The 26,174-nt window shown below is 33.1% G+C and carries 25 protein-coding genes and 2 pseudogenes; 4 read left to right on the forward strand and 23 right to left on the reverse strand.

Annotation, left to right across the window (positions count from 1 at the left end; genetic code table 11):
- The 3 genes from ABJ955_RS12820 to ABJ955_RS12830 all read left to right on the forward strand — a co-directional run bounded on the left by ABJ955_RS12820 (window position 1) and on the right by ABJ955_RS12830 (window position 3,524).
- Entirely contained in the window at window positions 1-1,239 is a 1,239-nt protein-coding gene (locus ABJ955_RS12820; RefSeq protein ID WP_347375030.1) for a formylglycine-generating enzyme family protein, read from the forward strand.
- Between the two features lie 12 nt (window positions 1,240-1,251).
- Window positions 1,252-2,001 (forward strand): hypothetical protein, encoded by a 750-nt coding sequence (locus ABJ955_RS12825; protein WP_347375031.1) that lies wholly within the window; start codon window positions 1,252-1,254, stop codon window positions 1,999-2,001.
- Window positions 2,002-2,150: 149 nt separating this feature from the next.
- Complete coding sequence (locus tag ABJ955_RS12830) at window positions 2,151-3,524, forward strand: SUMF1/EgtB/PvdO family nonheme iron enzyme (RefSeq protein WP_347375032.1); 1,374 nt, start codon at window positions 2,151-2,153, stop codon at window positions 3,522-3,524.
- Between the two features lie 178 nt (window positions 3,525-3,702).
- Here the strand turns inward: ABJ955_RS12830 and ABJ955_RS12835 are convergent.
- From ABJ955_RS12835 to ABJ955_RS12945, 23 genes and pseudogenes are all read right to left on the reverse strand, one after another.
- Window positions 3,703-4,058 (reverse strand): annotated as a pseudogene (locus tag ABJ955_RS12835) (transcriptional regulator).
- A 2-nt stretch (window positions 4,059-4,060) separates the two neighbouring features.
- Window positions 4,061-4,308 (reverse strand): annotated as a pseudogene (locus tag ABJ955_RS12840) (type II toxin-antitoxin system HigB family toxin).
- A gap of 152 nt (window positions 4,309-4,460) precedes the next feature.
- The gene (locus tag ABJ955_RS12845) at window positions 4,461-5,018 is read right to left on the reverse strand and encodes a DUF1572 family protein (RefSeq protein ID WP_347375033.1); all 558 of its coding nucleotides are present in this window, start codon (window positions 5,016-5,018) and stop codon (window positions 4,461-4,463) included.
- 290 nt (window positions 5,019-5,308) lie between these two features.
- Window positions 5,309-5,941, reverse strand: coding sequence for a T9SS type A sorting domain-containing protein (locus ABJ955_RS12850; protein WP_347375034.1), 633 nt, complete (start codon window positions 5,939-5,941; stop codon window positions 5,309-5,311).
- Between the two features lie 250 nt (window positions 5,942-6,191).
- Entirely contained in the window at window positions 6,192-7,466 is a 1,275-nt protein-coding gene (locus tag ABJ955_RS12855; protein ID WP_347375035.1) for a chloride channel protein, read from the reverse strand.
- A gap of 763 nt (window positions 7,467-8,229) precedes the next feature.
- Entirely contained in the window at window positions 8,230-8,604 is a 375-nt protein-coding gene (locus ABJ955_RS12860) for a GreA/GreB family elongation factor (RefSeq protein ID WP_347375036.1), read from the reverse strand.
- 641 nt (window positions 8,605-9,245) lie between these two features.
- Window positions 9,246-9,728, reverse strand: a complete 483-nt coding sequence (locus ABJ955_RS12865) for a GNAT family N-acetyltransferase (RefSeq protein ID WP_347375037.1) — start codon at window positions 9,726-9,728, stop codon at window positions 9,246-9,248.
- A 163-nt stretch (window positions 9,729-9,891) separates the two neighbouring features.
- Window positions 9,892-10,554, reverse strand: coding sequence for a hypothetical protein (locus ABJ955_RS12870; protein WP_347375038.1), 663 nt, complete (start codon window positions 10,552-10,554; stop codon window positions 9,892-9,894).
- A 130-nt stretch (window positions 10,555-10,684) separates the two neighbouring features.
- Window positions 10,685-11,365 (reverse strand): M15 family metallopeptidase, encoded by a 681-nt coding sequence (locus ABJ955_RS12875; RefSeq protein ID WP_347375039.1) that lies wholly within the window; start codon window positions 11,363-11,365, stop codon window positions 10,685-10,687.
- Window positions 11,366-11,697: 332 nt separating this feature from the next.
- Window positions 11,698-12,618 (reverse strand): putative sulfate exporter family transporter, encoded by a 921-nt coding sequence (locus ABJ955_RS12880; protein WP_347375040.1) that lies wholly within the window; start codon window positions 12,616-12,618, stop codon window positions 11,698-11,700.
- 76 nt (window positions 12,619-12,694) lie between these two features.
- Entirely contained in the window at window positions 12,695-13,579 is an 885-nt protein-coding gene (locus ABJ955_RS12885) for a LysR family transcriptional regulator (RefSeq protein WP_347375041.1), read from the reverse strand.
- A gap of 174 nt (window positions 13,580-13,753) precedes the next feature.
- Window positions 13,754-14,512: a hypothetical protein gene (locus ABJ955_RS12890; protein WP_347375042.1), complete on the reverse strand. Its 759-nt coding sequence runs from the start codon at window positions 14,510-14,512 to the stop codon at window positions 13,754-13,756.
- A 146-nt stretch (window positions 14,513-14,658) separates the two neighbouring features.
- Window positions 14,659-16,122 (reverse strand): DKNYY domain-containing protein, encoded by a 1,464-nt coding sequence (locus ABJ955_RS12895; RefSeq protein WP_347375043.1) that lies wholly within the window; start codon window positions 16,120-16,122, stop codon window positions 14,659-14,661.
- 359 nt (window positions 16,123-16,481) lie between these two features.
- Window positions 16,482-16,874 carry an ACT domain-containing protein gene (locus tag ABJ955_RS12900; RefSeq protein WP_347375044.1) on the reverse strand — a complete coding sequence of 131 codons (393 nt, stop codon included), beginning with the start codon at window positions 16,872-16,874 and terminating at the stop codon, window positions 16,482-16,484.
- Window positions 16,875-17,696: a type 1 glutamine amidotransferase domain-containing protein gene (locus ABJ955_RS12905; RefSeq protein ID WP_347375045.1), complete on the reverse strand. Its 822-nt coding sequence runs from the start codon at window positions 17,694-17,696 to the stop codon at window positions 16,875-16,877. It abuts the gene before it with no gap.
- Window positions 17,697-17,842: 146 nt separating this feature from the next.
- Complete coding sequence (locus ABJ955_RS12910) at window positions 17,843-18,406, reverse strand: Crp/Fnr family transcriptional regulator (RefSeq protein ID WP_347375046.1); 564 nt, start codon at window positions 18,404-18,406, stop codon at window positions 17,843-17,845.
- A 480-nt stretch (window positions 18,407-18,886) separates the two neighbouring features.
- Entirely contained in the window at window positions 18,887-19,342 is a 456-nt protein-coding gene (locus ABJ955_RS12915) for a DUF6789 family protein (protein ID WP_347375047.1), read from the reverse strand.
- A 27-nt stretch (window positions 19,343-19,369) separates the two neighbouring features.
- Complete coding sequence (locus ABJ955_RS12920; protein WP_347375048.1) at window positions 19,370-19,972, reverse strand: YceI family protein; 603 nt, start codon at window positions 19,970-19,972, stop codon at window positions 19,370-19,372.
- A 94-nt stretch (window positions 19,973-20,066) separates the two neighbouring features.
- Window positions 20,067-20,603, reverse strand: a complete 537-nt coding sequence (locus ABJ955_RS12925; RefSeq protein WP_347375049.1) for a sigma-70 family RNA polymerase sigma factor — start codon at window positions 20,601-20,603, stop codon at window positions 20,067-20,069.
- 1,023 nt (window positions 20,604-21,626) lie between these two features.
- Entirely contained in the window at window positions 21,627-22,247 is a 621-nt protein-coding gene (locus ABJ955_RS12930) for a class I SAM-dependent methyltransferase (RefSeq protein WP_347375050.1), read from the reverse strand.
- A gap of 337 nt (window positions 22,248-22,584) precedes the next feature.
- Window positions 22,585-23,622: a dienelactone hydrolase family protein gene (locus tag ABJ955_RS12935; RefSeq protein WP_347375051.1), complete on the reverse strand. Its 1,038-nt coding sequence runs from the start codon at window positions 23,620-23,622 to the stop codon at window positions 22,585-22,587.
- A 302-nt stretch (window positions 23,623-23,924) separates the two neighbouring features.
- Window positions 23,925-24,335, reverse strand: a complete 411-nt coding sequence (locus ABJ955_RS12940; RefSeq protein ID WP_347375052.1) for a hypothetical protein — start codon at window positions 24,333-24,335, stop codon at window positions 23,925-23,927.
- Between the two features lie 48 nt (window positions 24,336-24,383).
- Complete coding sequence (locus ABJ955_RS12945) at window positions 24,384-24,968, reverse strand: hypothetical protein (RefSeq protein ID WP_347375053.1); 585 nt, start codon at window positions 24,966-24,968, stop codon at window positions 24,384-24,386.
- A gap of 119 nt (window positions 24,969-25,087) precedes the next feature.
- Here ABJ955_RS12945 and ABJ955_RS12950 point away from each other — a divergent pair, with 119 nt between their 5' ends.
- Entirely contained in the window at window positions 25,088-26,053 is a 966-nt protein-coding gene (locus ABJ955_RS12950; RefSeq protein WP_347375054.1) for a helix-turn-helix domain-containing protein, read from the forward strand.
- Window positions 26,054-26,174 lie beyond the last annotated feature (121 nt).

Here is a 26,174-nt window from a genome sequence, read left to right on the forward strand (position 1 = left end):
ATGTTCCCCAAAGTTTTTTTAGTTTTATTTGTAAGTATTATTTCTCTAACTCCTATTATTTCCCAAAATGCATTAGCTAAGATTGAGTATGCCGAAGCTGAAACTGCTTTTCAGGAAGGTAAGTATGCAGCTAGTTTAGAACATCTAGCCCTTGTAAAGGAAATGCTAGGAAGTACCAATGCCAAGGTGATGTATTTAGAGATATTGGGCCGAAATAAACTACTTGCGGAGCTAGCATTAGCTAGTTTGAAAGAAAAAATGCAAACGGTTGGAGATTCACCCGACACCCATAAAAACAGAAGCGACTATCTGATGCTTAAAAAGCAAGTAGAAGCCTTTGAAGACAAGGACCAAGCAGGGATAATACCGAGTATGGAGTATTTAATCAACCTACAGGAATTGGTTGGCTTAACGGAGGTGTATATAGCTAGCTTTGAGACTACGGTTCCTTTAGAGAAGCTAAAGGCTGTTTATACTATTAGTAAGGAAAAGAAAGAACTTGCTATTGGTATAGACGCTATACTGAAGGTAAAAGAGTTGATGAAACAAGATGCCAAAGAAACGGCACTTACTATCGCAAAAAGTGTATGCGAAAGCGGAGGTGCGTTGGGGTGTACCCTTTTAGCGCACCTTGATGCAGCGGTTACACTGAAGAAAAATTTAAAAGCGCTTGTACAAAGTATTAAAGATGAGATGATATTAGTAGCAGGTCCTACCCCATTTTATATTGCTCCTTATGAATTATCTATAGAACAGTGGCATGCAGGTTTTGGGAAAGACTATAAAAACTATTATAGCTCTGGTGGCGGCACTGCGCCTATAAAAAACGTTTCAATTATTAATATTGCGGAGTTTATTAAGGCATTAAACACACTTACAGGCTTGACATACCGATTACCTACTGAAACAGAATGGGATTATGCTGCAAGTGGCGGGGCTGCAAGTAAGGGATATAAGTATGCGGGGAGCGATGCCATTGATGAGGTAGCGCATTACAAGAAAAATACAAGTAGTTACGGGTATCGCGGTACTTTAAAACCAAATGAACTAGGCTTATACGATATGTCTGGTAACGTTGCTGAGTTATGTAGTACGGAGGGCAACTATACTGTACTTAAGGGAGGGAGTATTTTTTCCTCTAGGTCTGAATGTGAGCTTTCAAGAGAAGGTGAGCAACTTAAAAATGAAATAAGTCCTCAAGGTATGGGCGTTCGTCTTGTACTTGACGCTTCCTTATAAAGATGTATTATTATGAAAAGAATTGTTATTTGCTTGGTGGTTATGATTGGCTTTGTAGGTGTATGCGGGGCTCAAAATGAACTAGCAAAAATTGAATATGGAGAAGCGGAGACCGCTTTTCAGGAGCAGAAATACAAGAAAACGCTAGCGCATCTTGAAACTGTGAAAGCGCTTTTAGGAAGTACGAATGCAAAAGTTATGTATTTGGAAATTTTAAGCAGGCATCAGGTGTATCTATTCGACAAGCAGTTTAATGTGAGTAAGGATTTTGCTGAAACCTACGGTTTGGATCCTAAGACATATCTAGAAAATACACTTATTAACCTAAACTCATTAGTTGCAGACTACGATACTTATAAGAATATAAAGAATATTGGGTTGGAGTCCAAAGAAAGTTATGCGAAAAAGATACTGGAGGTAGAACAACGACTAAAAGATATAGATGCTAACGGCTATAAGGATGTAACAAAAGAAATTACGCTTATTGAAGCCAGTAAACGTATTGAAAACCTCTCTGACACTTATATTGCAAGCTTTGAAGCAAGTGTGCCTTTAGCAAAGTTGAAAGAAGTTTATATGATTAATAAGGAGCATAAAGCACTTAATGTAGGAATGGACGACTTTACGCTTGGGGGAAAACTTTATGAAGCAAAAAAATATAAAGAAGCGCGACCTTATTACCAGAAAGCATGTGACGCTGGCAACACAATGGCATGCACTGCCTTAAAAAATCTAATAACTACTATAGAAAATGGAGGCTAAAGCACTTTTGTGCTAAGCCTTATCCACCTTAGGGTTCTTTGTGCCTATTAAGGAGCTGTACATAACCTAGGGTGATACCAACTAGCGTGCTTGAGGGAATTTAAAAACTAAACATACTAAAGCTACTACCTGATAAAATTAAAACTACCATGAAATATACACTTACATTCCTTTTACTTATTGTTTTTAGTTTTGGTATGGAAGCTCAAAGCGGGCTTGCTAAAATAGAATACGCAGAGGCGGAAACGGATTATCAAGCTGGGAATTATTCTGAGAGTTTAGCACATCTAGAAACCGTAAAGGAGTTATTGGGTAGCACGAATGCTAAGGTGATGTATTTAGAAATTTTGAACCGTAATGCTTTCACCTATAGGGAAGGCGAAAGATTGTTAAACCGTCTTACGTTTATACAGAAGAAAATTAAAGATTCGGAAACGGGTTATCCTTCAAAGGCACAGCTTGCCGAACTTGAGGAGCTTAAAAAACAAACGGAGGAACATATTGGCAGTGGTAAAAAATCATATCCTCTGAATGTGGAATATCTTGATAACGTAACGGTATTGAATTTACTTACAGATACCTACTTAAAGACCTTTGAAACCAAAGTTCCCTTAGATAAACTAACGGAAGTTTATAGCATTCATAAGAAAATAAAAGATAGTGCGATTAATATTGATGCTTTTATAACAGCCTACAACTTACTGGAAGCTGGTAAGACAGGAGAAGCGCTTCCTATTTTAAAATCAATTTGCAGTTTCGGAAATCCGCTAGCCTGTGAGCGTTATGAGGATTTGAATTTCATTTATGAGAAAAGCAGTAAACATGCTGCGGTTTTGAAAAAGCTACGCAGTGAGATGGTATTTGTAAAAGGAGGAAGCTTTAACATGGGAGGAGAAGTGCCCCGCACCAAGAAGGATTTGCAACCCCTACCTATACATACGGTAACTGTGGATGATTTTTATATTGGCATGTATGAGGTAACTAAAACACAGTGGTTAGCTATAACAAAAAACATGACGACCGATAGTAGCAGTGATTATGCACAGCGATCCGTATCGCGGGACTGGGCATTGGAGTTCATTGAAGAACTTAACACACTTACGGGTTTAAAATACAGGTTACCAACAGAGGCAGAATGGGAATATGCCGCTAGAGGCGGAAATATGAGTAATGGCTATGCGTATGCAGGGAGCAATACTATTGATGAGGTTGCGAACTATAAGAAGAATACGGTGCCTGAAACTACCAAGGGAAGCTTAAAGCCAAATGAATTGGGCTTGTATGATCTATCTGGAGGGCTATGGGAATGGTGTAGTGATGTTTATGATGCGGATTATTATGCGAATAGTGAAGCTACTAACCCACAGGGCCCTGAAGCTTCCGGTTATGGTACACATTATGTGCTCCGCGGAGGTTCTAATAGCAGTTCGGATTATGAATGCTTGGTTTATAATAGATATCATGCTCAGTCTACTGTTCCAGCTCCTGTGTATGGTTTCCGTTTGGCGCTTGATGCTAATTAAGCTTAGGAGTGCCATAGTTGTGGTTTGAAATAGCGGAAGGACGCATCTCCCCTACACTATTGTACTTTATAAAAAACACGTACGCGATAGCTATCGGGAAGCGAGCCCTGAAGCTTCGGGATTTGTGGGTAGACGAGAACAAGCGATTACTTATAACCATTGTGGGCAACTGGCTTTTTTAATAATCTTGAACTAAAACTTCAGTCGGAATGTGAAATGTTGAGTTTAGTTTTCTTATTATTCCTAAAGTCAGTTTAGGTTTTTTACTTAAAAATTCGCTTACTCTACTTTTAAATTCAACGACTTCTGCTAAAACCTTTTGTTTTATTCCCATTTATTCCATTCGGAATTTGATTGCTTCAATTGGGTCTGGCATTCCAATTGGAGGGTTTTCGTTTTCATACCTGTCAATTAAGATTGAAAAAAAATCCAGCTCGTCACCTTCTTCCGTTCCTTTTTTTGGTTAAAAATATCCTCGAGTCTGTCGAAAACTTTTTGATAGTCTTTTTCGTTTCTAATCGGTGCTATTTTCATACTCAAATGTTATTTGCGTTAATTTTTATCGTATTCAGCGTGAGTTCCGACGAACCATATCAAGCATATTTGGTATTCAAAGTTGAATTTTACAATCATACGGTAATTATTTTCTTTAATGTTGTAAACTATTCTATTGTCTTTTAAAATACTTGCACTTGGATAATCATTTTTTTAACTCATTAATGTTTTTCCATTCGCATTTTTCGGTTTCACTACACCGTCTTATATATCCGTCATTTTTATACATATCATTTATTTTAGTGTATACATATTTCAGGACGGGTCAATTTAGCTTTAGTTTTTAAAGCTGTAAACCTAGCGTCCTACAGAAAAAAAATAATGAAGCAGGTCGTTGTTTTTAGGTAAGGCTTTAGTATGTAACCTCTATTTTTTGCATCATTATTTTAAATCATCTGTAAAATGTCCATCGTGTTTTCCTTTCGAGAATTTTGCCTTATTGAAGTCCGATGATTTTCCTTTTGGGATTGTTAAACTTTTCCATTGGTCTCCTTTAATCATTCGACCAACATAAACAATTTGTCCTATATGATAGGAATAGTGAGCAAATTGTCTGTTTATCGCCTCTAAAATAGAATGGGACTGATTTCTGATAAATATTTCTGAATTAAAATTTTCATTATTAATAGAATTCAATGCAGCAAATAAGCATTTCCAACCCTCATTCCATTTTTCCAATACTTCTTCTTTTGTTTTAATTACAGATTCAAATTCCAAATCACGATTTCTCCATTCTTTTTCTCCATCAGAAATAAGGAAATCCGTCCAACGTGATTTCATATTTCCTTCTAGATGGTTAACAATTATCGCAATGGAATTTGATTGCTCATTAAATTGCCAAAAAAAATCTTTTTCGTCAAGTTGGTTAAATGTTTTTTCTCCAACAGATTTGTAGTATTCAAATTGTTTTTTAATACTACCTAAATATTCTAATTCCATATTTGGTTTTTTTGTCAAATGTTGTACAATGTGGGGAATAACGCATTCAAATTAGTGCTTTAACAAATATAGTGTTTTGAGCGAACTAAAAAGTTAGGAATGAGGGATGAGGGATTAGGGATTAAAATGAAAAATGTAACATAAGATGTTAGATTTTAAAAATTGAAACTCTTCGAGATTTTCAATGGTATAACACCACATGATAAACAATATAAACGATTAGAATAGAACTATCATTTAGGAAGAACGGGATTGGTGGGTTTTATAAGATGTGGTGTTATAGTGCTTTATTATTCAAGTATGATTTTCTCTATAAAGGTGTTAGTGTCAGAAATTAATTTAATAACATAAACACCTTTATTGATGTCGGATAAATCGATTTGAGATTGAGGTTTCATTTCTTTAATGATTTTTCCCGTAATGGAATATATTATAATTTTTTCGATATTGTTATTGTTAATATTGACGATTCCCTTAGAAGGGTTAGGATAAATTATAGCTTTCTGATTATTAAAATCTTTAATTCCCAATAATGATCCTCTAACAAATTCAGTTTGAATAAAATCCGATTCCACTTCCCCAGGATTGTATACAGCGGTTACATGAGCATAAAATCCCATTCCATTGCCATAAATTAGAAAATCCTCTCCTCCACAATTACTAACTATTCCATTTACTGGATCGTCAATATTATAAATAGAAGTTTCATCGCTTATAAATAAAAATAAGTCATTTTCTCTATAAATATTGTAGCCGATAATTTCATCGTGAGGTTGTTCTGGCTCATCCCAACTGAGAACAAAAAAATTGTTTGGATTTTCATACCAATGTTCCCAATTTAAGTTTTGAACTGGATTAATTTGTCCGATTGATTGAAATACAAGGGTCAATAAACTCGCAAAAGTTAAAATAGTTGTTTTCATTATCTGTTGTTTATATGTTGAGCAACACCGTATTATAAGTGCTTTTTAATTAGAGCTTTAACAAATATAGTGATTTGAGCGAATTATTTTGTGAGGATTTAATTATGTTAGTTGCTCGTTTTATGCTATTACCCTACTGTTTATTGAAGGATGTGGTATAAACAAAAAGAAAAAGGTACTTTATTAAGGTTTTATCAGGAGTGGCTGTGGCAATTATTATGTATTCGTCTGACAGTAATTTCTAAGTGGTCTATTTGATTGACTTCTCCATTTGTGAACTAATAAAAGGGATTCTTGGAGCAAGGAAATAGCCTGTTAGGCTTGCAAATAATATAGGGACAAAATGCCCAAAGCCTGTTAACGTGGCCAATAATATTGTTGTACTCATTGGGGTTCTGGTTACACATGCGTTTATTGCAGCCATACAGCTTACTATAGCAAGTGTTGGATTTATTGATGGAATTAATTGGTGAATTATTAATCCTAAGGTTGCTCCTACAAAAAACAGTGGGATTATAAACCCTCCACGCCAGCCTGATGTTACAGTTATGGAGATGGCTATTATTTTAAAGATTAAAATTGCAAATAATAGCTCTAGTGAGAATGTCCCCATTAGCAGTTCATTTATTTCATGATGACCAAAATATCTGGTTATGGGGAGGTAAAATGCTATAGTGCCGAGTAAAATACCTCCTATTAATGTTTTAATATAGATAGGGATTGGTTTTTTTTCGAATATGGTTTTAAAAAATTTAGTACAGAAGATAAAGCCCCAACCTAAAGCAGCGCCTACGATAGCAAATAGCACCGCATACCCAAAGTCGAAAATCCCTGAATATTCATAGGCAGACAAATCCCAAATTGGGCCTAAGCCTAAGTGAATGATTAGCGCAAACACTAGGTAACTAAAGGAACTTGCTACAAAAGCGGGGATAATTGCTTTATAATATTCGACGGCATGTTTGTGATGTAGTATTTCTAGTGAGAACAGGGTACCGCCAAGCGGGGCGCCAAAGAGGGCTGTAAAACCTGATGCCATCCCTGCGATGCTAAGAGACCTTAATGCCTCCCCTTTAAGACGGAAAAGCTTCCCAATCCAGGTGCCTGTTGAGCCAGTAATTTGCACTAGCGGTGCTTCTGGCCCAAGGCTTCCTCCTGAGGCAACGCACAGCAAAGAGGAGAGAATCATTGAAGGGTTATTTTTAGCATCTAGCTTGCCGTTGTTAAAACGAATGTTGTTTACTATAAGGTGTATTTCACCTGGGTCTCCTATAAAATGAATTATTAAACCTGCTAGCAAGCCACAGCTAGCCATTAACGGAATTACTTGCCAGCCCTCGAAGAAGGCAATTTGATGGGTTAGAAATTCAAGTACTATCCAATAAGCTCCTGCAATTACGCCGCCTACTAAACCTAACAATGCCCATAATAGAAAGGTTCGACTGAAAACAAAAGGATTAAAACGCACAGGTTGATCTAAGATATTTAGATAGGTAACTAATTTTCTTCTTCGTTTTAACTTCACTTTTTTAGTTCAATTTTATTTAGTTTCTGCAATATGGGGGATATGCAGTTGTTTTGCAGCTTGTAGCTTTAGCTATTGTATGTTTATGTTTGAATGTGGTGTAGGTTCCCTCCTATTTTGAATGTAAATACTTGATGGCTTATGAAGAAACACTTTTCTATTTTTTAGCAATTTGAATTATGTCAAAATTACTAAACTCTTTTGGGAAAGTTTCTTTATTGTAAGAGAAGATTTTTTGGTTGGAGCTACTATTGTTTTTATATGTAGGGGGGTGATTCTTGGAATCCAAAAAATAAATAGGGTGCCATTTTAGTGTGTCAATATGTACGCCTAACTATTAAACTTAGAAAATTAATGGCGTACGTGAAATGTGTTTTGGGAGGCTTGATGGTAAAAAAAATTTATTCTAATAGTTCCTGAATATTATCTTTTATAGTAGGGACATTGTTTTTTTCTCTCTTGGTTAGTATTATAACAGTCGTATTTTTCAATTTGTTCGTGTATATAATGCTCTCGTCTTCCCCACTAGTCCCGTGATGTTTAGGTCCAGTTATTATTTATGATGTTATATGCCATTTTGTTATTCCAGATTAGATGAATATAATTCCGATTTAGAATAGAATCCTATATATTTAATTGCTTGTCTTCAGATTAAAGTGAGGTTAGCTTTTTCATAAGCCATCAAGTATATACATTGCACTTAGAAAAATAAAAAAGAGCCTTTGCATTTTTAAAACAAAGACTCTTTTTCATTTTTTTAAGGTTAAATATTTTCAACCATTAAAATTTCTAGTTTTCTTTCCCCGTCCTTAAAAGGCCAATTTATTATATCGCCTACCTGTCTACCAATTGTGGCAACAGCAACATCGCTTAAAATAGAAAATTTTCCTTTTTTATTGTTTGCTTTAGTGGTTGCCACAAACATATATTCTTTTTCTTTGTTTTCCGTATGGTCTTTAATTTTCACACGTCGGTTTACCGTAACAATATCATCTGGTAAATCTCGCTTAAGTACTTGTTTGGCATTTTTTAATTCTAAAAGTAATAGTTCTTCTTCTTGTTTACTTACTTTTTTTCTTCGAATATGATCTTTAATCATATCGTATATTCCGGTTGTTAAAATTACATTTTCTGACATATTATTTTTTTTGAATTTCCTTCCTAATAACTATGTAGTTGTGACTCAATCAATCAAAATAGTGCGCAGAGTATTGAGCTCCTGTTTTGAGAGCTAATAGTGTTAAGAAGAAAATAAGGTTATAAATTTGAGAATAATAAAGAGTAGCCCTGTTTTGAGTCGTAACAGGGATTAATCAATAAACTCTTTTGAATTTTTTAAAAAAATATCGTCATGCAAGTAAGATAATGACAGCACTAACCCTAAAGGTTTTTTTTTAGTATATATGAAATAAACTGATGCCATTTGTTTTAAAATTAACGAAGTACAAAGTTAATTATTATAATTATTATTTACAATATTAAAGCCACTACGGTATAGTAGAACAATTGCTTTATAGCTTTACATCAAGGTATCATGATTTTGAATTCCGCCAATTTTTTAAATTATTGTTAATGGTTTTGGCAGTGTTCATTTTGTGTTTTCATAAGTGACTGTAATTAATTGCTTAATTTTTAGTCAACCTATTTCAGGAAAGTTCAGGGTCATAATGTGTGGTAACGGTCTTGTATATGAAAAGTAGGCGATTATGGAACGCCAAACTTTCGGTTAACTATGAACTTTGATTCAAGACAAATGCCTTGATTTCATTACTATTCCGCCTATTTTTTATATACATTGTTAGCAACTGGCTTTATTTTTAGTTCCATAATCGGTAGAAATCTACCCTCAATTGAGGTTTTAAGCTTTCCAACCACTTTAAAACCATTTTTCGCATAGAAATTTTCAGCATTTGGGTCAGAATCTAATATGATTTTTTCGGTTCTTGTTTTTCTAATCCGCTCAATAAAATCATTCATTAGCATTTTTCCATAGCCATATCCAATAAACTTCGGCTCAACAAATAGGTTCTCCAATTTTACGTTTACTTCATCAATTTTGAAGTATGAATAATATCCAATTATTTTATCTTTAGAATCAATTAATTTATACACTTCTTTTTCAATAATATAATCTTCTGACACCGTTAAATCATCTCTCCATTTTTCAATTTGTTGCATACTATAATCCCAATGAGATTTAGAACGAATTGTTAATTCCGTTAACTTCTTCGAATCTGTTCGTGTACTTTTCTCGATTTTCATTTTTCAGCTTGTTGCTAACGGGTATTATCACAACTTTTATCAAGTGTTACAAACAAATATAATGTTTTGATTGAAATAGGATATGAGATGTGAGCCTTAAGATGTTATATATAGTTTCTGCGGTATTAACCACTAGAGCTTAATCTATACGATATTTTGAGATTTAATAATTATACATATCCAATTTATCAAAGTCTTTTATTTCTGATAATTTGATTAGACTTTTAAGTGTTATTTTACGCAAATCTTCCCTAAAGGTCTCATCTCCACCTTCTGCATTTTCATTGGTGCTTTCTCTTATTAATTTCTTTTTTGTTAAGAAGTTAATGCTTGTTTCTCTGTTTGTAATAGGCCCAAAATTACTACTTGCGTCAAACCCAATTAATTCAAAATGCGAGTTTTGAAATCTAAAAGTGTATTTCCAATATCCATACCTACCGTGCTCATAGTGTACATATAGTTTTTCATTTTTAATCTCAATTCTTAATTCAAGTGGGTAATAAACTCCTCCATCTTCATTTTCGGATGAAAAGCAATCGTAATTTTTAGCTACGAGCTGATACCCCTGTCTGCCTTTAAGCAACACAATAATTCCACGTCTATTTTTGTCTGCCTTTTTATCAAATCTATTTATTATTACATTATTTGTATCGGCCTTTTTGATTATAAGCACACAGTCTTCTTGACCATCTTTGTTTAAGTCTCCAAAATATTTTTCAAATTCTACATATCCATTTGGGATAAAACGTGAGGGTTCATTGGGCTGTGCTTTACAATTAAGAATAGTTAGTAGAAGAAAGGATGCTATTTTAAAAAAATTATTCATTTGATTTTGACTTCTCCCGGTTGGTTGAAATTGCCCACAACGGGTTTGTAAATGACACCTAGTGCAGAAAATAGACCGTTTTATATGGGATAAGTGCAAGCCGAATTATTATATAGGTTATTGCTCGTCCTTATTTTATTTCTGAAAATTGAATGTTTTGAATTCGATAAGTTTCCCAACCATTATAATCGAAATGCCACCATTCGTATTCATAAACCTCAAACCCGTTGCTTTCCATTTTACGTATTAGTAAGTCTCTCATTTTCCGCTGCTCCTCCGTTCCGCCTGAATAATTTTTATAAGAGCGTTCACTCATCTCATCATATACCCCTGTCATTTGGATTTCTTTGCCCGATTTAAGTTCATACAGGCTTAAATCTACTGCACAACCTCTGTTATGTCTGGAACCGTCCTTTGGGTTCGCCACGAACTTTTTATCCTCCTCCGGGGTAATGTCCCAAAATAATTTAGTCACACTCCAAGGGCGATAACCATCAAAAACGAGAAGCCCATAACCAAGTGGTTTTAGTTCTTCATTAACTTTCACTAAGGCTTCGGCTGCGGGTCTTTGCAAAAATGCCCTTGCCTCTGTATAAACGGGGCTACCAACAAGATTATTTTTTGTAGCGTAGCGTATATCCAACTGAATAGTTGAATCTAATTTTGTCAACTCTACTAAATCAGATTTTTTAAAATTTCCTTTTTCATATGGCGGCTTAGTTGCACAGCTATAACTTAATAAAAAACATACTAAAGCAATTACTGAAGACAGCAGAAGAGTCTTTTTGCGATAATTTGATTTCTTTTTCATAAATATTGTTTTGAAGTTGTTTTCTTTCTAATGCCCACAATTCGTATTAGCAGTACCCTTAATTTCCTACTACACACAAATATAGTGTTTTAAAAAGAATGGGATGTGAGCTGTGAATATTGAGTAGTATGTAAATGTAATGCTGTACTGCTCAGGCTTGTTATGCCAAAGCACAACAATGTGTGCATGCTATGTAGTGCAGAAACCAAATGGTTAAGTTTTGAATAAACACAAGCCTGGTTTTTTAAAATTTTACGCTTTTTAAAATACTCCCGAAACTTCGTATTAGAAACCCTTCACGCTATGTTATACCTGCGGTTTTATCCCTTGCTTTAATTTAATATATATACTAATGAAAAAATTGAAATAAAAATCCACAAAACCAGCGCTAAAACAATAGGTTTCACTCCGGTGGATTTCAAATCTTTTATAGAAATGGTTGAGCCTACAAGAAATAGCGTTAGTATTAATAAGCGCTTAGCAATTAATACAATAAAGCTAGTAGCTGTTTCAGGTAACATATGGGAGCTATTAATTAGTATTGCAATAATAAATAGAACAATAAAATAAGGGATTTTTATTCTTTCTCCTTTTGTTTTGAATAATAACATTGAAAAAAAAGATAAAGGGATAATCCATAAAGTTCTAGACAGTTTTACTGTTGTGGCAATTCTTAGTGCTTCGTCTCCATAACCGAGTGTAGCGCCAACCACCGAACTCGTATCGTGTATAGCAATTGCACACCATAAACCAAATTGTTCTTGCGTTAAATGTAAAAAATTCCCCACTGCTGGAAACACAAACAACGCAATTGAATTTAATAAAAATACGATTCCTAAAGCAATACTTATAATTTTACTTTTAGCTTTGATTACTGGTGAAATTGCAGCAATAGCACTTCCGCCACAAATTGCTGTTCCTGATGTAATTAGATGTCCTAGTTTTAAATCTAACTTCAAAAATTTTGATAACAGCAACCCTAGTGTTAGGGTTAAAAAAATCGAGTATATGGTTACACTTAAGCCCTCTTTACCTGTTGCTAAAGTTTCTTTAATAAACATTCCAAATCCCAATCCAACAACCGAAATTTTTAAAAAATAATGAATTGCTTTATGACTGTATTCTTTAAACGGATTATTTAAAAAAAGGGTGTATGCAAAACCGAGTAACAAGGCGGCTGGACTGTTTATCACACCTAAAAGTGCTATAATACCTATAAGTAAGAAAACTGCTTTTGAAAATATATCTTTCATATCATTTAGAACTATTTGATACAAAAGTAACGTGTAAAAATAACCTACAAGCAAATTAATTCGCTATTATAGATAACTAAAAGTTATGGTTAAGCCGAATAAATTGCTCAAAATTCGCCATTGAACTTGAAAGGTATCCAGTTCTTTTCACAAAATAAAACCATCTTTCAATACACAAGCCTTTTATGTCTATTATCTTGAGCTTATTGTTTATCAAATCATTAGTAATGGCATTGATTGAAAGAAGTGCATAGTCGGTAGAGTTGTACAGATAATTTTTAATAGCTTCGGTACTGTTCAATGTTACGACGCAGTTTAGTTTTGATATTTTATTGTCACCTAAAAAGGCATCAATAATTTCTCTAGTTCCAGAACCTTTTTCACGTTCAATCATCGGGATTTCCTGTAGTGTTTTTATGTCTATACTTCCCTTTTTAAAGGAAGTATTAGTAATATTGGTTACGAGCACAATTTCATCTTTAATAAATTTTTCGAAGTGTAATTTGGGGTTAGAAAAATTCCCTTCCGTAATTCCAAAATCGATTTCCTCATTTAAAATTAAGTTTTCAATATTTTTAGAATTATTGCTAACTATATTAAATTTTGTTTGAGGAAATTGCATTCTAAACCTTGCAATTACTTTAGGAATCACATAATTGGATAAGGTTGTACTTACTCCAAAGCTTATAAGTTTTGGGAAGCTTTCATTTTTATATAGAAACCGCTCTTCCATTTCAGAATAGATAGCCAATATTTTATTAACATATATAAGAAATGATTTTCCTTCTGTGGTTAATTCAATAGAGTTTCTTTTTCTAACAAAAAATGTTGTTTCATATTCCTCTTCTAAATTTTTAATTGCTTTTGATATAGCAGGTTGTGAAATATACAATTGCTCGGCAGCTTTTGTAAAACTTAAATGCTTAGCAACAATTTTGAATAGGTATAACTTGGTTTTCATTAGCTTGTGTACAACGTGATTGTATTGTTTTTGTTGCGTAGATTAAGCACCTAATTTAACAAAAAAAAACAACTAGAATCCCAATAACTATTAAGTACGATCCGTAACGCTTCAGGCTTTGTAAGCAGGTATAATAAACTAGTAACAATATATGTCTTGTCCCGCAACGCATTTTTAATAAATCATTCGAATTCGAATTGGAATCGAAATTTTTGCTTTAATTTTTTCATTGTTTAATATCCCGCTCACCCAATTTTCGTTATTTTCTTTCAAGAAGTTATTAATGACTTTTGCAAGTTCTTCATTTTCCTCTTTTCCAGAATATTCTATGTTTTCAATATTTCCTTCTTTTGAAATAAAAAAACTTAAAACTTCATCTATGTTAATGCTTGTTCGACCACTTGAATTTATTTCAAAAGGTGATTTTTTTGTAATTTCACGATACAAGTCTTTTGTAAATATTTTTAGTCCACCTATCCGAGTTGGTGGGCAATTCAATTTTTTTATTTCTAAAACTCCGTTTAGTTCAACTTCAAAATCTTTGTCTGTTTCGCATTCAGAGTTTGATACAAATTCATTCGTATCAAAGTCAAATTCTTGTATTAAGTTTCCTCTTGAATCGTAATATTCCCATTTCCCTATTTTTTTATCACTTTGATAATTCCCTTGCATTCTAATTTGACTGCCTGATTGGTCATACTTTTCAGTCCAAAAACCTTCTCGTTTTCCGTTACTATACGTCCCTGTTATTACATTTCTAAAAGGAGGTGTATATGAAGTTGTTTTGTATTCTCCGTGTTTTGTAACTCCATCAGATTTTAAAACATAAAATTTAGCCTTTCCAAAACCTGCATTTTCTTTTACTTTTTTCGTTTTTTGAGCAAAAACAACAGTTGCTGTTAAAAGTAGAAGTATTAGTATTTTATTTCTCATAATTTTTGAAAATTTCGCGTTTATATAAGAATAATAGGGGATTAAAAATAACCTTATTTTTCGATTTTGACATACTATTGTAAATATCTATAACCTTTGGATTTAGCACATACCCCTTATTATTTTTATACTTTACTAGCAAGAGTTTATTGCTTCTTTTTTATTATTTCTCCATTACGGTAGCTGTAAACAAAGTTTTTATCTGCTGCGTCACCTGCATCGTTTATAATTTGAAAACTAGCTACATCTATCGAGGGTCGAATACTTCCTGTTTTAAAATTAAAGACACTTTTTTTGTCTTTACCCCAAAAATTATTAAGCATTTTGAAATGTGCTCCATCAATATTTTTTAGTATTCTTTTTCCATTTCCATTGTATACATATTGATTGTCCTTTGCCCATTCATCATCGCCATCTGAAAATAGAAATTCGAAGCTTTTAGCATCTGCTTTTCGGTATGGTTTGTAATCAAAGTAAACCTGATTAGTATCTTTTGCCCAAAGTCTAGAAAATAGTTGAAATGTACTTGGGTCGGATTTAAAAATTGGTTTTAACGTCTGGTCTTTTCCAGTTCTCATACTGGCTTGTCCAAATAAAGTTAATGTAGCTATAAAAACACTATTTTTATCTTTGGCAACTAACCACGGTAAGTTTGATGATTTTTGAATAACCCTAAAACTTGCCTTATCGCAATCTACGAGATATCCATTAAAGAAAATAGAGTGTTCGTCTTCTGCCAGGCTATCTTTTATTACTTTAAAGGAATCTAAATCTACGTTTTCTACAATACGATGTTCGCAATACAAGTGGTTTTTATCTCTAGCATAATAGTGAGAAAGAATTTCAAAAGAAGATACATCCGCTTTTTCAATTAGTGTAGGATAAGCTTTATCTCCGTAAGGGTGCTTATGCAAATAAAAAATGTGCGTTTCTGTCTTAAAATAGCCATCTTGGTTTGTTGTTGGAAATGCAACATTAAACTCATATTCTGGATGCCACCAACCAATGAGATTGGGGTATTTTTCCAGTAAATATTTTTTGTTCTGTTCATAGATGCTTAAGTCGCTTGTAGGAGGTGTGTTGTGGTCAAAACATTCGACATGTTTTGAAGAATTACTTAACTCAATTACCTCAGCATAGTGATATACATTATGTTTGTCAGTTATAAATTGATTCCACCCAACTGACACTATTGATTCACAATCTGCATCTCGATAGATAGACAAGCCGCTAATACTACTTAAGGCATATAAATTATTTTTGTCCTTTGCGAAATAAGGTGTATCCTCCAATACCTTAAAAGTTTTGGCATCCGAATTAGGAATTAAAAAACCATCTTTTGCTATGAGATAAACATATCGGCTGTCTATTGCAAAATCTGCATTAATATAAGTGAAGTTATCTATATCAGAGCTTAAGAATTTTACGCTTGGTTTATTTTTTCGCCAAGTCCACCACCAAACCCCTTTAATGTCTTTTAAGCAGATATTATAGTGCTCCCCTTTTTTATCGGTAAATAATACTTCACCAAAGCCTTCTGCCGAAATACCTTTTAGTAAAGTATCTTTATAATAAACTTTATTGTTTTTAAAAGTGAAATTTTCAGTCATGGTTTTTAGTTGTTGCTAGTGTGTTTGTATATGATTTCGTTGTGTGTGTTTCAGCAACTAATTTAGCAAATACAAACCGAATAGAAACCCGAAGCATTGGGACTCGCTCCCGATACTTCGGGTTTCGTAAGTATGATAGAACCAAGTAATAAAATATACATGGAGTTGGCAACAGTATTTTATCAGTAAATTGTGAAGTTCACGGCAATAAATTCAGCTGGGCTTGATTTGAATTTCAATTTATAACCTCCAGCAGTATTGGTGATAAATTCTTTTTCTGCCCGTTAGGCTATTCAGTCTTGAACTTTTATACACTATAATCAAAGTGTTTTAATGCTATGCAACCAGGAGTAAATTCATTATTTCGAAAATTCATTCAATATTTCCATTGCCTTAACTGTATCTTTTTTAGCCACAAAAATATGATCGTGATAATAGGCAGCAACAACATTGCAACTGATTCCATTGTCGGATAAGGCATTAGAAAATGCGGCTGTTAAGCCAACTGCTTCTAACGAAGAATGCACTGTAATTGTAATCCAAGAAGCAACAAATGAATAATCCAAACCGTGCGTGTCTGCAACTTCCTTTTTGGTGATTAGGGTAATGCTTTCTTCTTCTTTAAAAGTCATTATAATTTGACTTAAATTGAAGTGCGCCAAGTTTTCTGTTTTACAGAATACAAATTCACCTTCATTGTGTTTTGGTTTCATTGTTTTTAAAAGCACATCTAATCTTTTTTCTCCACGCATTTACTTAGCACTTTGTGTTAGTATTTGTAACTCTTTTAAGGTTGCCTCCCCTACACTATGAGCAGATTGTGGGTTTTGCCCCGTTACTAATCTTTGATCACTAACTACGTGTTGCGTAAAAGGTGCAGACTTTTCGAAAATAGCGCCACGCTCCAATAACGTATCCTCCAGTAAAAATGGAACTACATCCGCTAGGTTTACTTTAATCTCTTCTTCATTGGTAAACGCGTTAACTTTTTTACCATCCACAAGATACCTTCCGTTGCTTAATTTAATATTTACAAGGCCTGCAGGTCCATGACAAACAGCACTTACTACCCCATTGTTTTCATAGATTTGTCTTGCAATTTCGGCTATTTCTGTATTGTCAGCAAAATCCCACATAGCACCATGGCCTCCCGCATAATGAATGGCTACATACTCATCTGGATTTACCTCATCAGGTTTTTTTGTGTTTTCAATTTTATTGCGATAGCTGTCGTTATCCCAAAATTTCTTATTGATAGCATCATCCATATCAAAGGCATCTACCGGTGCTTTTCCTCCTTTAGGGCTTACAAAATCTATTTCGTAGCCAGCAGTATGCAATACATCCCAAGGATGTGAAACTTCTCCTAGATAGTATCCAGTTTTTTCTCCAGTAGTTCCTTTTTCACTGTGGCTAGTAACTACAAATAATATTTTTTTTTGTGCTTTTGTTTCTGTTTTTGCGTCTGCTTTTGCTGAAGAATTACCTGAGTTTTTTTTATTGTTACAACTTATAAGAAAAGCGGTGCATAAGAAGAGAAAAAGGGTCGTTTTAATTTTTATCGTATGTGACATATGTAACTATTATATTAAAGTGAATTTTTAGGGTATTTCTATATAAACGATTCAAAAAAATTTAGCTGTTTACTAAAGAATAATATTACAAGACAAAATTCTGAAACATTTTAAAGAAACTGTTTAACAAATGATAAAAAATAAATTTATTTTATGTTCGCTCTAATTCTACTTAAACTAACTTGAGTAATGCCTAAATAGGATGCGATATGAGCTAATTGTACGCGTTGTATAATACTAGGATATTTTTTAAGGAGTGCTAAATACCTTTGGGTTGCGGTATCGAATTGTAGAGAAATAAGCCGTTCTTCGGATCTAATAAGTTCTAATTCTGAAAATTTACGCCCCCAATTTGCAATTTGAATGTTTTCTAAAAAGAGGTTTTGAAGCTTTTCTGTTTTTAATTCGTAGAGCTCAGAATCTTCCAATAACTCTACATCTTCATACCCTTTCTGTTTATTGACATAATTTTGCATGGATACAATAGGATCTCCCTCTTTGCCAAACCAAAAAGTGATTTGATTCTCACCTGAATAGGCATATGCTCTCGCTATTCCTTTTTTAATAAAATAAATACGTGTTTCAATTTTATCTGCTTTAAATAAAATATGCCCTTTTGGAAACCTGGTTTCAATTATAGACTCCTTAATTAGGTTTTTTGCTGGGGCTGGTAACGGATGTATAGTATCAATAATTTGGTCTATTTCCATATACTTATAAGGAGGGTTTTTTTGTTTAGTTAATATATAGCTATTGGAAAATACAATAAACTAATTACGATACAGGTTGAAATGATAAGTAGCATCAAAATAATTTTTGCTTCTTTGATTTCATTTTTTTTTATAATCTTTCTTAATTGAGTGATTGTAGTATATATAAATATTAAAATTCCAGCAATTAAATAACATATATATATAATGAGGCTATTAAACCCTCTATAGGTGCCTACGGGTTTTAGTTCTTCTCTTAACACCAAAAAAAGTATAATTCCGATAGGAATAAAAGCGAGTACTATCGTTTTGTAGTTGATTTTTTTCACATTAAAAGGTACTTGTATTTATACAAATGCTAGTGGTTTAATATGCACTAACTTTAAGACAGCAATATACTTAAATAAACACAAAAGCGATTCAAGCCTATACTTCAACCGCTTTTGTGTTTATACCATGTGGTAGCCAGCCGTTACTTTTTTATATTTTTCTAGTTTGGCATGAATTATTCGTGCAAGAGGATTCCCCAACGGTTTTAGCAACTACTATTCCGAAGATTATATGCCCCATTAAACTACCAATAGCTGTTAGCATCATCGATCCTTCCATGCTTGGCATAGGCATCATCATTCCCATTACGCGCATCATTATTTGAGCAAAAACAAAGGCTATAATACCAAATACAGCACCTTTTAGCCAAACATTTTTGATTTTACTTTTAAAAATGCACCCATAGCTATAAGCAAAGGCAAACAGTATTCCTATCATAAAGTGCATTAGCCAACCCACAAATACAGGCACTCCTACCATTGCTGAAAGCATCTCTGGGGGTGCCATTTTTGGCATTCCCATCATTGGGGCTGCCATCAATACAACAGTCATAACGACCGTACCTATAATTCCTGCTATAATCGATTTTTGAATATTAATGTTCATCGCTTGAGTTTTAAATTATTTGTTTGCTTATTTCATTCGGTTTAATTCCATAGGAATATGAATGCGCACTTGGTCTCCTACAACCATTGTAGCTGCCCAATCTCCTGTGCCAACTCCGTACTCAGTTCTATCAATTGTTGTATCAATAACGACCCCTAAAATAACAGTCCCCTTCATCATTGGATGTTCCATCTCGCCTGTAATTTTCATAGGAAAAACAACATCTTTTGTTTTGTCTTTAATAGTTAATTTACCGTAAATCAAGTATTCCGTATCAGATTTTTTTTCGAATTTGGTCGATTTAAAAAACATTTTAGGATATGTCTTTGCCTCAAAGAAATCGTTGGATAGCAGGTGCGTATCACGTTTGGCATCATCAGTATTTATACTGTTAATAGTCACCGTGAAATCGGCTTTACTCCCATTTAAATTTTTTGGGTCGAAATGTAGCTTTCCGTCAAAATCTGTAAACTTGCCGGTAACTGCCGAGAAGAAGTGGTTTATAGAAAAATTGACTGAAGTGTGAGATTTGTCTACTTTCCACATTGCTGCATCTTGTGCTTGTACAGAAAATGTACTCATTGCAGTAATAGCTACTGCGATAACCATTGTTTTAATTGTTGAAACCATTGTATTAAAATTTTAAAGTTGTGATAGCCAAAAGGAACTATCTATACCTTTATACCAATGGTTTCAAAAAATCACCCAAGTCAACGAACTTTTTTTAATTTTTTTCTTTTTCTTTAACTTTTCGGATTTGCTCTACACATTTATGTTTTTGATTTTGAGCGTTATGACGGGAAGAATACCCATACTCTTTCTGAATTTGCGCAATAGCTTTTTCTTTAAAAAAAATGTCGTTGATAAGTCTATTGCAGTGATTAGAGATGTTGAGTACATATCCTTTAAGCTTTTCTAAATAGGTTTTTTCGTTTTCAATGGAATCATTAATCGCGTTCAGAAAACCAAAAGATTGTATTTCAGCTACAGACAAAATAACTTTTTTATCGCGGAGTTTTTTAAACCACAGGTTTTTACAAATCGCATAAACATACGTATCTATTGAAGCTGTGAGTTGAAAATTGTCCTGTCGAAGTTTTTCTACAAGCACCAGCATTGCATCCTGAAATAAGTCATCCGCATCAGCTTGATTGCCGCTGTTATTTTGTACAAACTTTGAGATTTTAATGAAATTGTCTTGATACAGTTTTTCATATGCAAAGTTATTCTCAGCCTTTAAGTCGGTCAAAATAGTATTCATAATCTATTTGTCGTGATTTTTTTAGATTTCATACATCGTCTTTGCTAAAAACAGCTACTTTACTATATGCAAACAAGTTTTAATTCGTTTTGAGTTGCTTTGAATTTTATGATACTCCTCGTTTAATTCCTCCATTAAATAAGAGCTTCCAAATTCAAAACACGTTAGAATTTCTGTTTCAAACATTTAGGTCAGTCTTATTATTTTTTCAATATTGTTTTAAGTTAATTGGCAACGGTTTTTTAAACGAGTTATGGCATGTTTCGATACGAAACTCTCCAAATAAAAACTGGCGTTGGTAAATCCAAAATTTTCAAGGCCTGCAATAATTGAGTCGTGGCCTTCTGTGCATCCTCTAATTTATATTCTTGGGAAAAGCCATTGGACTAAAATTATTTCTATTTTCAATGTGAGATTATAAATTTACCCCCATTAGTATGCACATATTTGTATTTTTCTTTGTGTTGTTTAAATAGTGTATACAACTCTTGTTTTAATTCTCTCATTGATTTTTTCTCAAATGGGTGGCAACCGGGTGATAAGGGTGCTTTTTAATTTATAATACAAATACGTATTATAGCTAAAGGTAAAAAGGAGACTGTCGGGCTATTTTTAGTTCTATTAACCCGCATCCAATTGGAAATTCATTTTGTAGCCAGAACACAGATTTTTTTTTTACAAATAACTAAAAAATGAAGGCTAATTAGTAAACGTATGCCTCTCTATTTTGTTTTTCTATCGGTTGTATCTTTCTTTGTGAAAATATAGAAGTGTTAGTTTTGTATATACGGTGTTTGTGTTTTTTGTGGAAGCGTTCTTGTTTGGTTTCATTACGCGATTAAATAGAAGCTCAAAGTGTGGAGATATGAGTTCTAAAGCCTCAGGAATATTCTACTAAAACCAATTTTATTTCTTTTTAATACAATTTAAAGTGCCATCCATTAACTCTAGAGTAAGATTTTCTTACAAGATTTAGTACGTTCAAAATAGTACCAAGGTTTTAATTTGCAGTGGGCGTGTTGATTATAATTTTTTCTTACAAATTACCATCCAAAATTTTTCATTTGGATTTTCTATAGGCTCGTTAATTTCTGTCATTTCTATGAGATTATAAGCGCCAAACTCTTTACAGACAGCTGTTTCATCATAAAAATAGAGGTTTAAACCCTGGGGTGAACAAAAGGTATTGTTTTCAATTTCTTTTCCCATGCCAAAACGTTTATCGTTTACCGATAGCGCAATAAAAACCATCAGCCCATTGGGTTGAAGTTGCTGGTAACAGGCATCAATCAGGTTTATTCTTTCAGTTTTATTTAAAAGGTGAATAAGTGAGTAGCAGTATATAGCGTCGTATCGTATTTTGCTATAAGGCATATTAGTAACTGAACCGTAGTGAATTGTCAGGTTGTCTCCAAAATACTTATGCGCACGATCAATTGCCGTTTTAGAAATTTCAATTCCTGTTATAGCAATTCCTTTATCGTAAAATACTTTTGCATTTCTACCATACCCAAAGCCTGGAATGAGGATCTTTTGCACACCGTGTTTTTGAAGTAAATTAAGAACCGTAAAGGCATTATCGGCAGGGTTTTCTCCCCACATTTTTTTATTGTTTTTAAAAGCTGTTTCCCAGAATTCAGGCATGATTACTGTTTTTTTTATCGTGTTCGGCTTTTTACAGTTTCTATTGAATGGTTTATTTTCACATTAAACACCTAAAATTTTATTCTTTAGCTAAGGTGTGAGTAGGTATTTGTTCTATATATCGCGCACTCTTTCTTTCTTAAACAATGCCTATTACTCTTACAGAAAGAATAATAGGGGTAATATTTTTTTTAATAATTTTTATTCTGGTTAGCGAATATGCCTTTGGTACAGCTTTAAACAACGAATTTAACAAATACAAACCAAATAAGAAACTTTATGGTATCGAGGTAGAATGGAACCACTTGTTGATTTTAATGGGTTTTTGTAATCGTTATTATAATGTACTTTCGAAAAACCCTAATGCCAAATTTACTGTTTCTTCGTGAATTTTTCTTCTAGCTACAGTCGGCTTATCAATAGTTATTGCTGGCGCTATCTCTTTCCCAAAATCTGTAGCCTCGTTTAAGAACACATAATGTTCAACATTCTCATTAAAAAGATAGATTTTGCTGGTGTTGATTAAACTATGATATTTTTCAGCATTGGTTTTAATAGGTGCTACCTTATCTCCTTTGCCAGCAACTATAAAAACTGGAGCGGTAATACGGTTGGTCTGCTCTTTGGAGTGAAATCCAAATCCGATTGCTGGTGCCATCACAAAAAATGCTTTTATTCTATTGTCTTTTACACGATTTTTATACTTGTTATATGATGCAACAATAAGACTGTCATTTTGAAAGTTTATGGTTTCTTCTGTTTTAGGAAATTCAACAGGCATTTTCCTCTCCGCTGCATTTTCATTTTCTCTAACTGTTCTATCTACATAACCACCAGCTAATGCAATATTTGTATAACCACCTAAAGAAAACCCAACTCCACCGATTTTAGAGGTATCTATTTTCGAAGCAAATTCATTATTTTTTAGAGTTTCCGTAAGAACATATTGCACGTCTATTGCCCTCTCCCACCATTTTACAAATTCTCTGGGTATTTTATTAAATGTGGAGTTTCCATAGTGGTCAAGCGAAACAACGATATAACCTTCCATTACCATTTTTTCTATAAACCAAGTCATAGAAAATCTGTTGCCTCCTGTGCCGTGTGAAATTATTAGTAATGGGAATTTTTCATTCGCAATCGCTGCATTTGGAATTGTTTCGATGGCTTTAAAAAGTTCATTAGGGCTTCCTTTTTGTTTTTTACTTATGATGTTATCTAAAGTAGGATACCATATTTCCGTTGCCAAGGGGCGATTTCTTGAGTCGTCTACAAAGTGTATTGATTTCTGACCTATTTTATATGGTTTTTCTTTCTGCTGCGAACAAGAAAAGAATAGGCATATTGAAAGAATAAATAGCGCTATATTTTTCATTTAGTGGTTTTTAGAGGCAATATAAAGATAGCGAAAAAATTAAATGTTACACCTTGAGAAAGATATTTTCGTGGGCGCTAAGGGTTAAACAAATGAAAAAAATAGTATTGCTAAGGTTTTTTCGAAGGTATACTTCTTTTAAATAATCATCTAAGACGGTTTCATTTTCCCATTTTCCGAATATTGTCCAGTATTGTATTAAAAGCCTTGATGAAGCTAATAGTGACAAACCTAAAGTCATTGTCTTCATAAATTCTGAAGGGATTAGTCCTTTTATAGGACACTCGATTAGTCGTCATTATTTATTCATTTTTGATTCTGACCATACAAAACACATCGTTTATTCCTTTATACTCTTCTATACAATACCCATTTTTATCAATGTCTGAATTAGTAAGAAGTTGGTCAAAAACCTTTTTAATTAAACTCAAATCTTTTCTGAAATTTTTAATTTCTATTCCAATATAGTCTCCACTTGGAATAATAAACTCTGTCAAATTATGTTTTTCTAAATCTCCTTTTATTAATTCTTCAGCAGCTACTCTATAAATTACCTTTCCTTTCTCTGGTCTTGAAATTCCAAAGCTTCGCCTTTTTGGTGGAAATTCTATTAATGAATGCATCTTTTGAAATGCTTCGATAACACCATCAGGAAATGATTTAGCTTGAATATAAAACACTTTGATGTCTTTGTCTATTTTTATATGTTCCATTTTATTTATTTTATTTGATTTGAATTTTTAGAACATTATTCTTTATTATCATAATTTAACAACGGAATTAGATGATGGTGAAAACTTTGCCAAAACAATCCCGAGGAATACAAATCCAATAGATATGTCTGCAAATTGAGCTAGAATAAAACTATTTGGAAACTCGTACCAATTCCAATATATTACGCTAACAGACGTACATCCAACAATACCAATTAAAGAAATAATTAACACTTTTTTCCAAAAAGAGGCATAAACACTTGATAAGATTAAAATTGAAAGTATTGTGACAAATAGATAACTTAAAAACTGGATAAACAATTTTTTAAGAGAAAATGGATTTCCTCCAACTGGCCTGTACACCAGAAGACCTACTGGACCATTTTCAAATTTTGTCAACCATTGTTTTTCTGCTTCTGATGAAGTGTTTTTAAAATCTTTACTCGGAAAAAAATATAAGCCTTTTTGGCTAATTGAGTTTTGAAGTGTTTTTGTTATATTTTCTGCATTAGGCAATGGTTTATATCCAATACCTATAATAACAACTAAATGCGAAAATGCGCCCCAAACAAACATCGTTATACTTCCTAATAGCATAGCTTTTAAATATTTTTTGAATGTTATTTTCTTCATTACCAGGAATTATTTTTTTTAATAAAATAAAGGTCTAGATAAATAATCTATTAAAAGCTTGGCAAATACGACATTCTTGTATGTTGATTACGACATATATAATTGATTATTTTTGTATTATGAAACACATTTCCATTTTGGTGTTGGAAGGCACAACGCTTACAAGTTTAGATGGCACCCATCAGTTGTTTAATAGAGTTAACGATTTTTTAAAATACCAAGGAAAAACAAAATTCTATGAAGTTGATTTGGTTTCAACAAAAGAGCACGTTTCCCTTAACAAGGGTTTGTATACTATAAAGGCAACAAGAAAAATTGATGAAATAGCTAAAACCGATTTGATTGTCGTTCCAATAATTTGTGGTGATTTTGCACAGATGATAAAAGAAAACAGCGGTTTTGTAGAATGGATAAAGGAGCAATATACCAATGGTTCTGAAATTGCAAGTCTTTGCGTCGGTTCATTTTTTCTTGCTGCTACTGGCATTTTGAATGGTAAAAATTGCGCAACCCATTGGGCGTGCCAAAATGATTTCCAAATTATGTTTCCTAAAGTCAAGGTTGTCAAAGAAACAATTATTACTGATGAAAATGGAATTTATACTAGCGGCGGCAACTACTCTTATTTAAATTTGCTGCTGTATATTTTTGAAAAGCATTTAGGAAGAGAGGTTTCACTATTGGCAGCAAAAATGTTTGAAATTGATATTGATAGGAAAACTCAAAATCAATTTGCTATTTTCATTGGACAAAAAAGGCATAATGATAAAGATGTATTACAAGCACAAGATTATATAGAAAAGCACACCGATAAAAAAATTTCCGTTGGCGAGTTATGTTTAAAATATTCAGTACAACGCAGGACATTTGAAAGAAGGTTTAAAGAATCAACCGGTAATTCGGTATTAGAGTACATTCAAAGAGTTAAAGTTGAAGTTGTAAAGAAAGAACTTGAAAATGGTTGTAACACAATAAACGAAATAGTTTTTAATGTTGGTTATAATGATGTAAATGCTTTTAGGAAAATTTTCAAAAAATATGTCGGATTGTCGCCTATAGAATACAAAAAGAAATTTGCAGTTTAAAAATTGGTTCGTAAAGTTGTACGGATTTTTTTTAATGCCCCCTAGATGCTTTATAAGCAGTTTTTAATCGGTACTACACACTATTATAGTGTTTTACACAGATAACTGTTGGTGGCTATTG

It is taken from the genome of Aequorivita sp. Q41, from assembly GCF_039831855.1.
Taxonomy (GTDB): Bacteria; Bacteroidota; Bacteroidia; order Flavobacteriales; family Flavobacteriaceae; genus Aequorivita.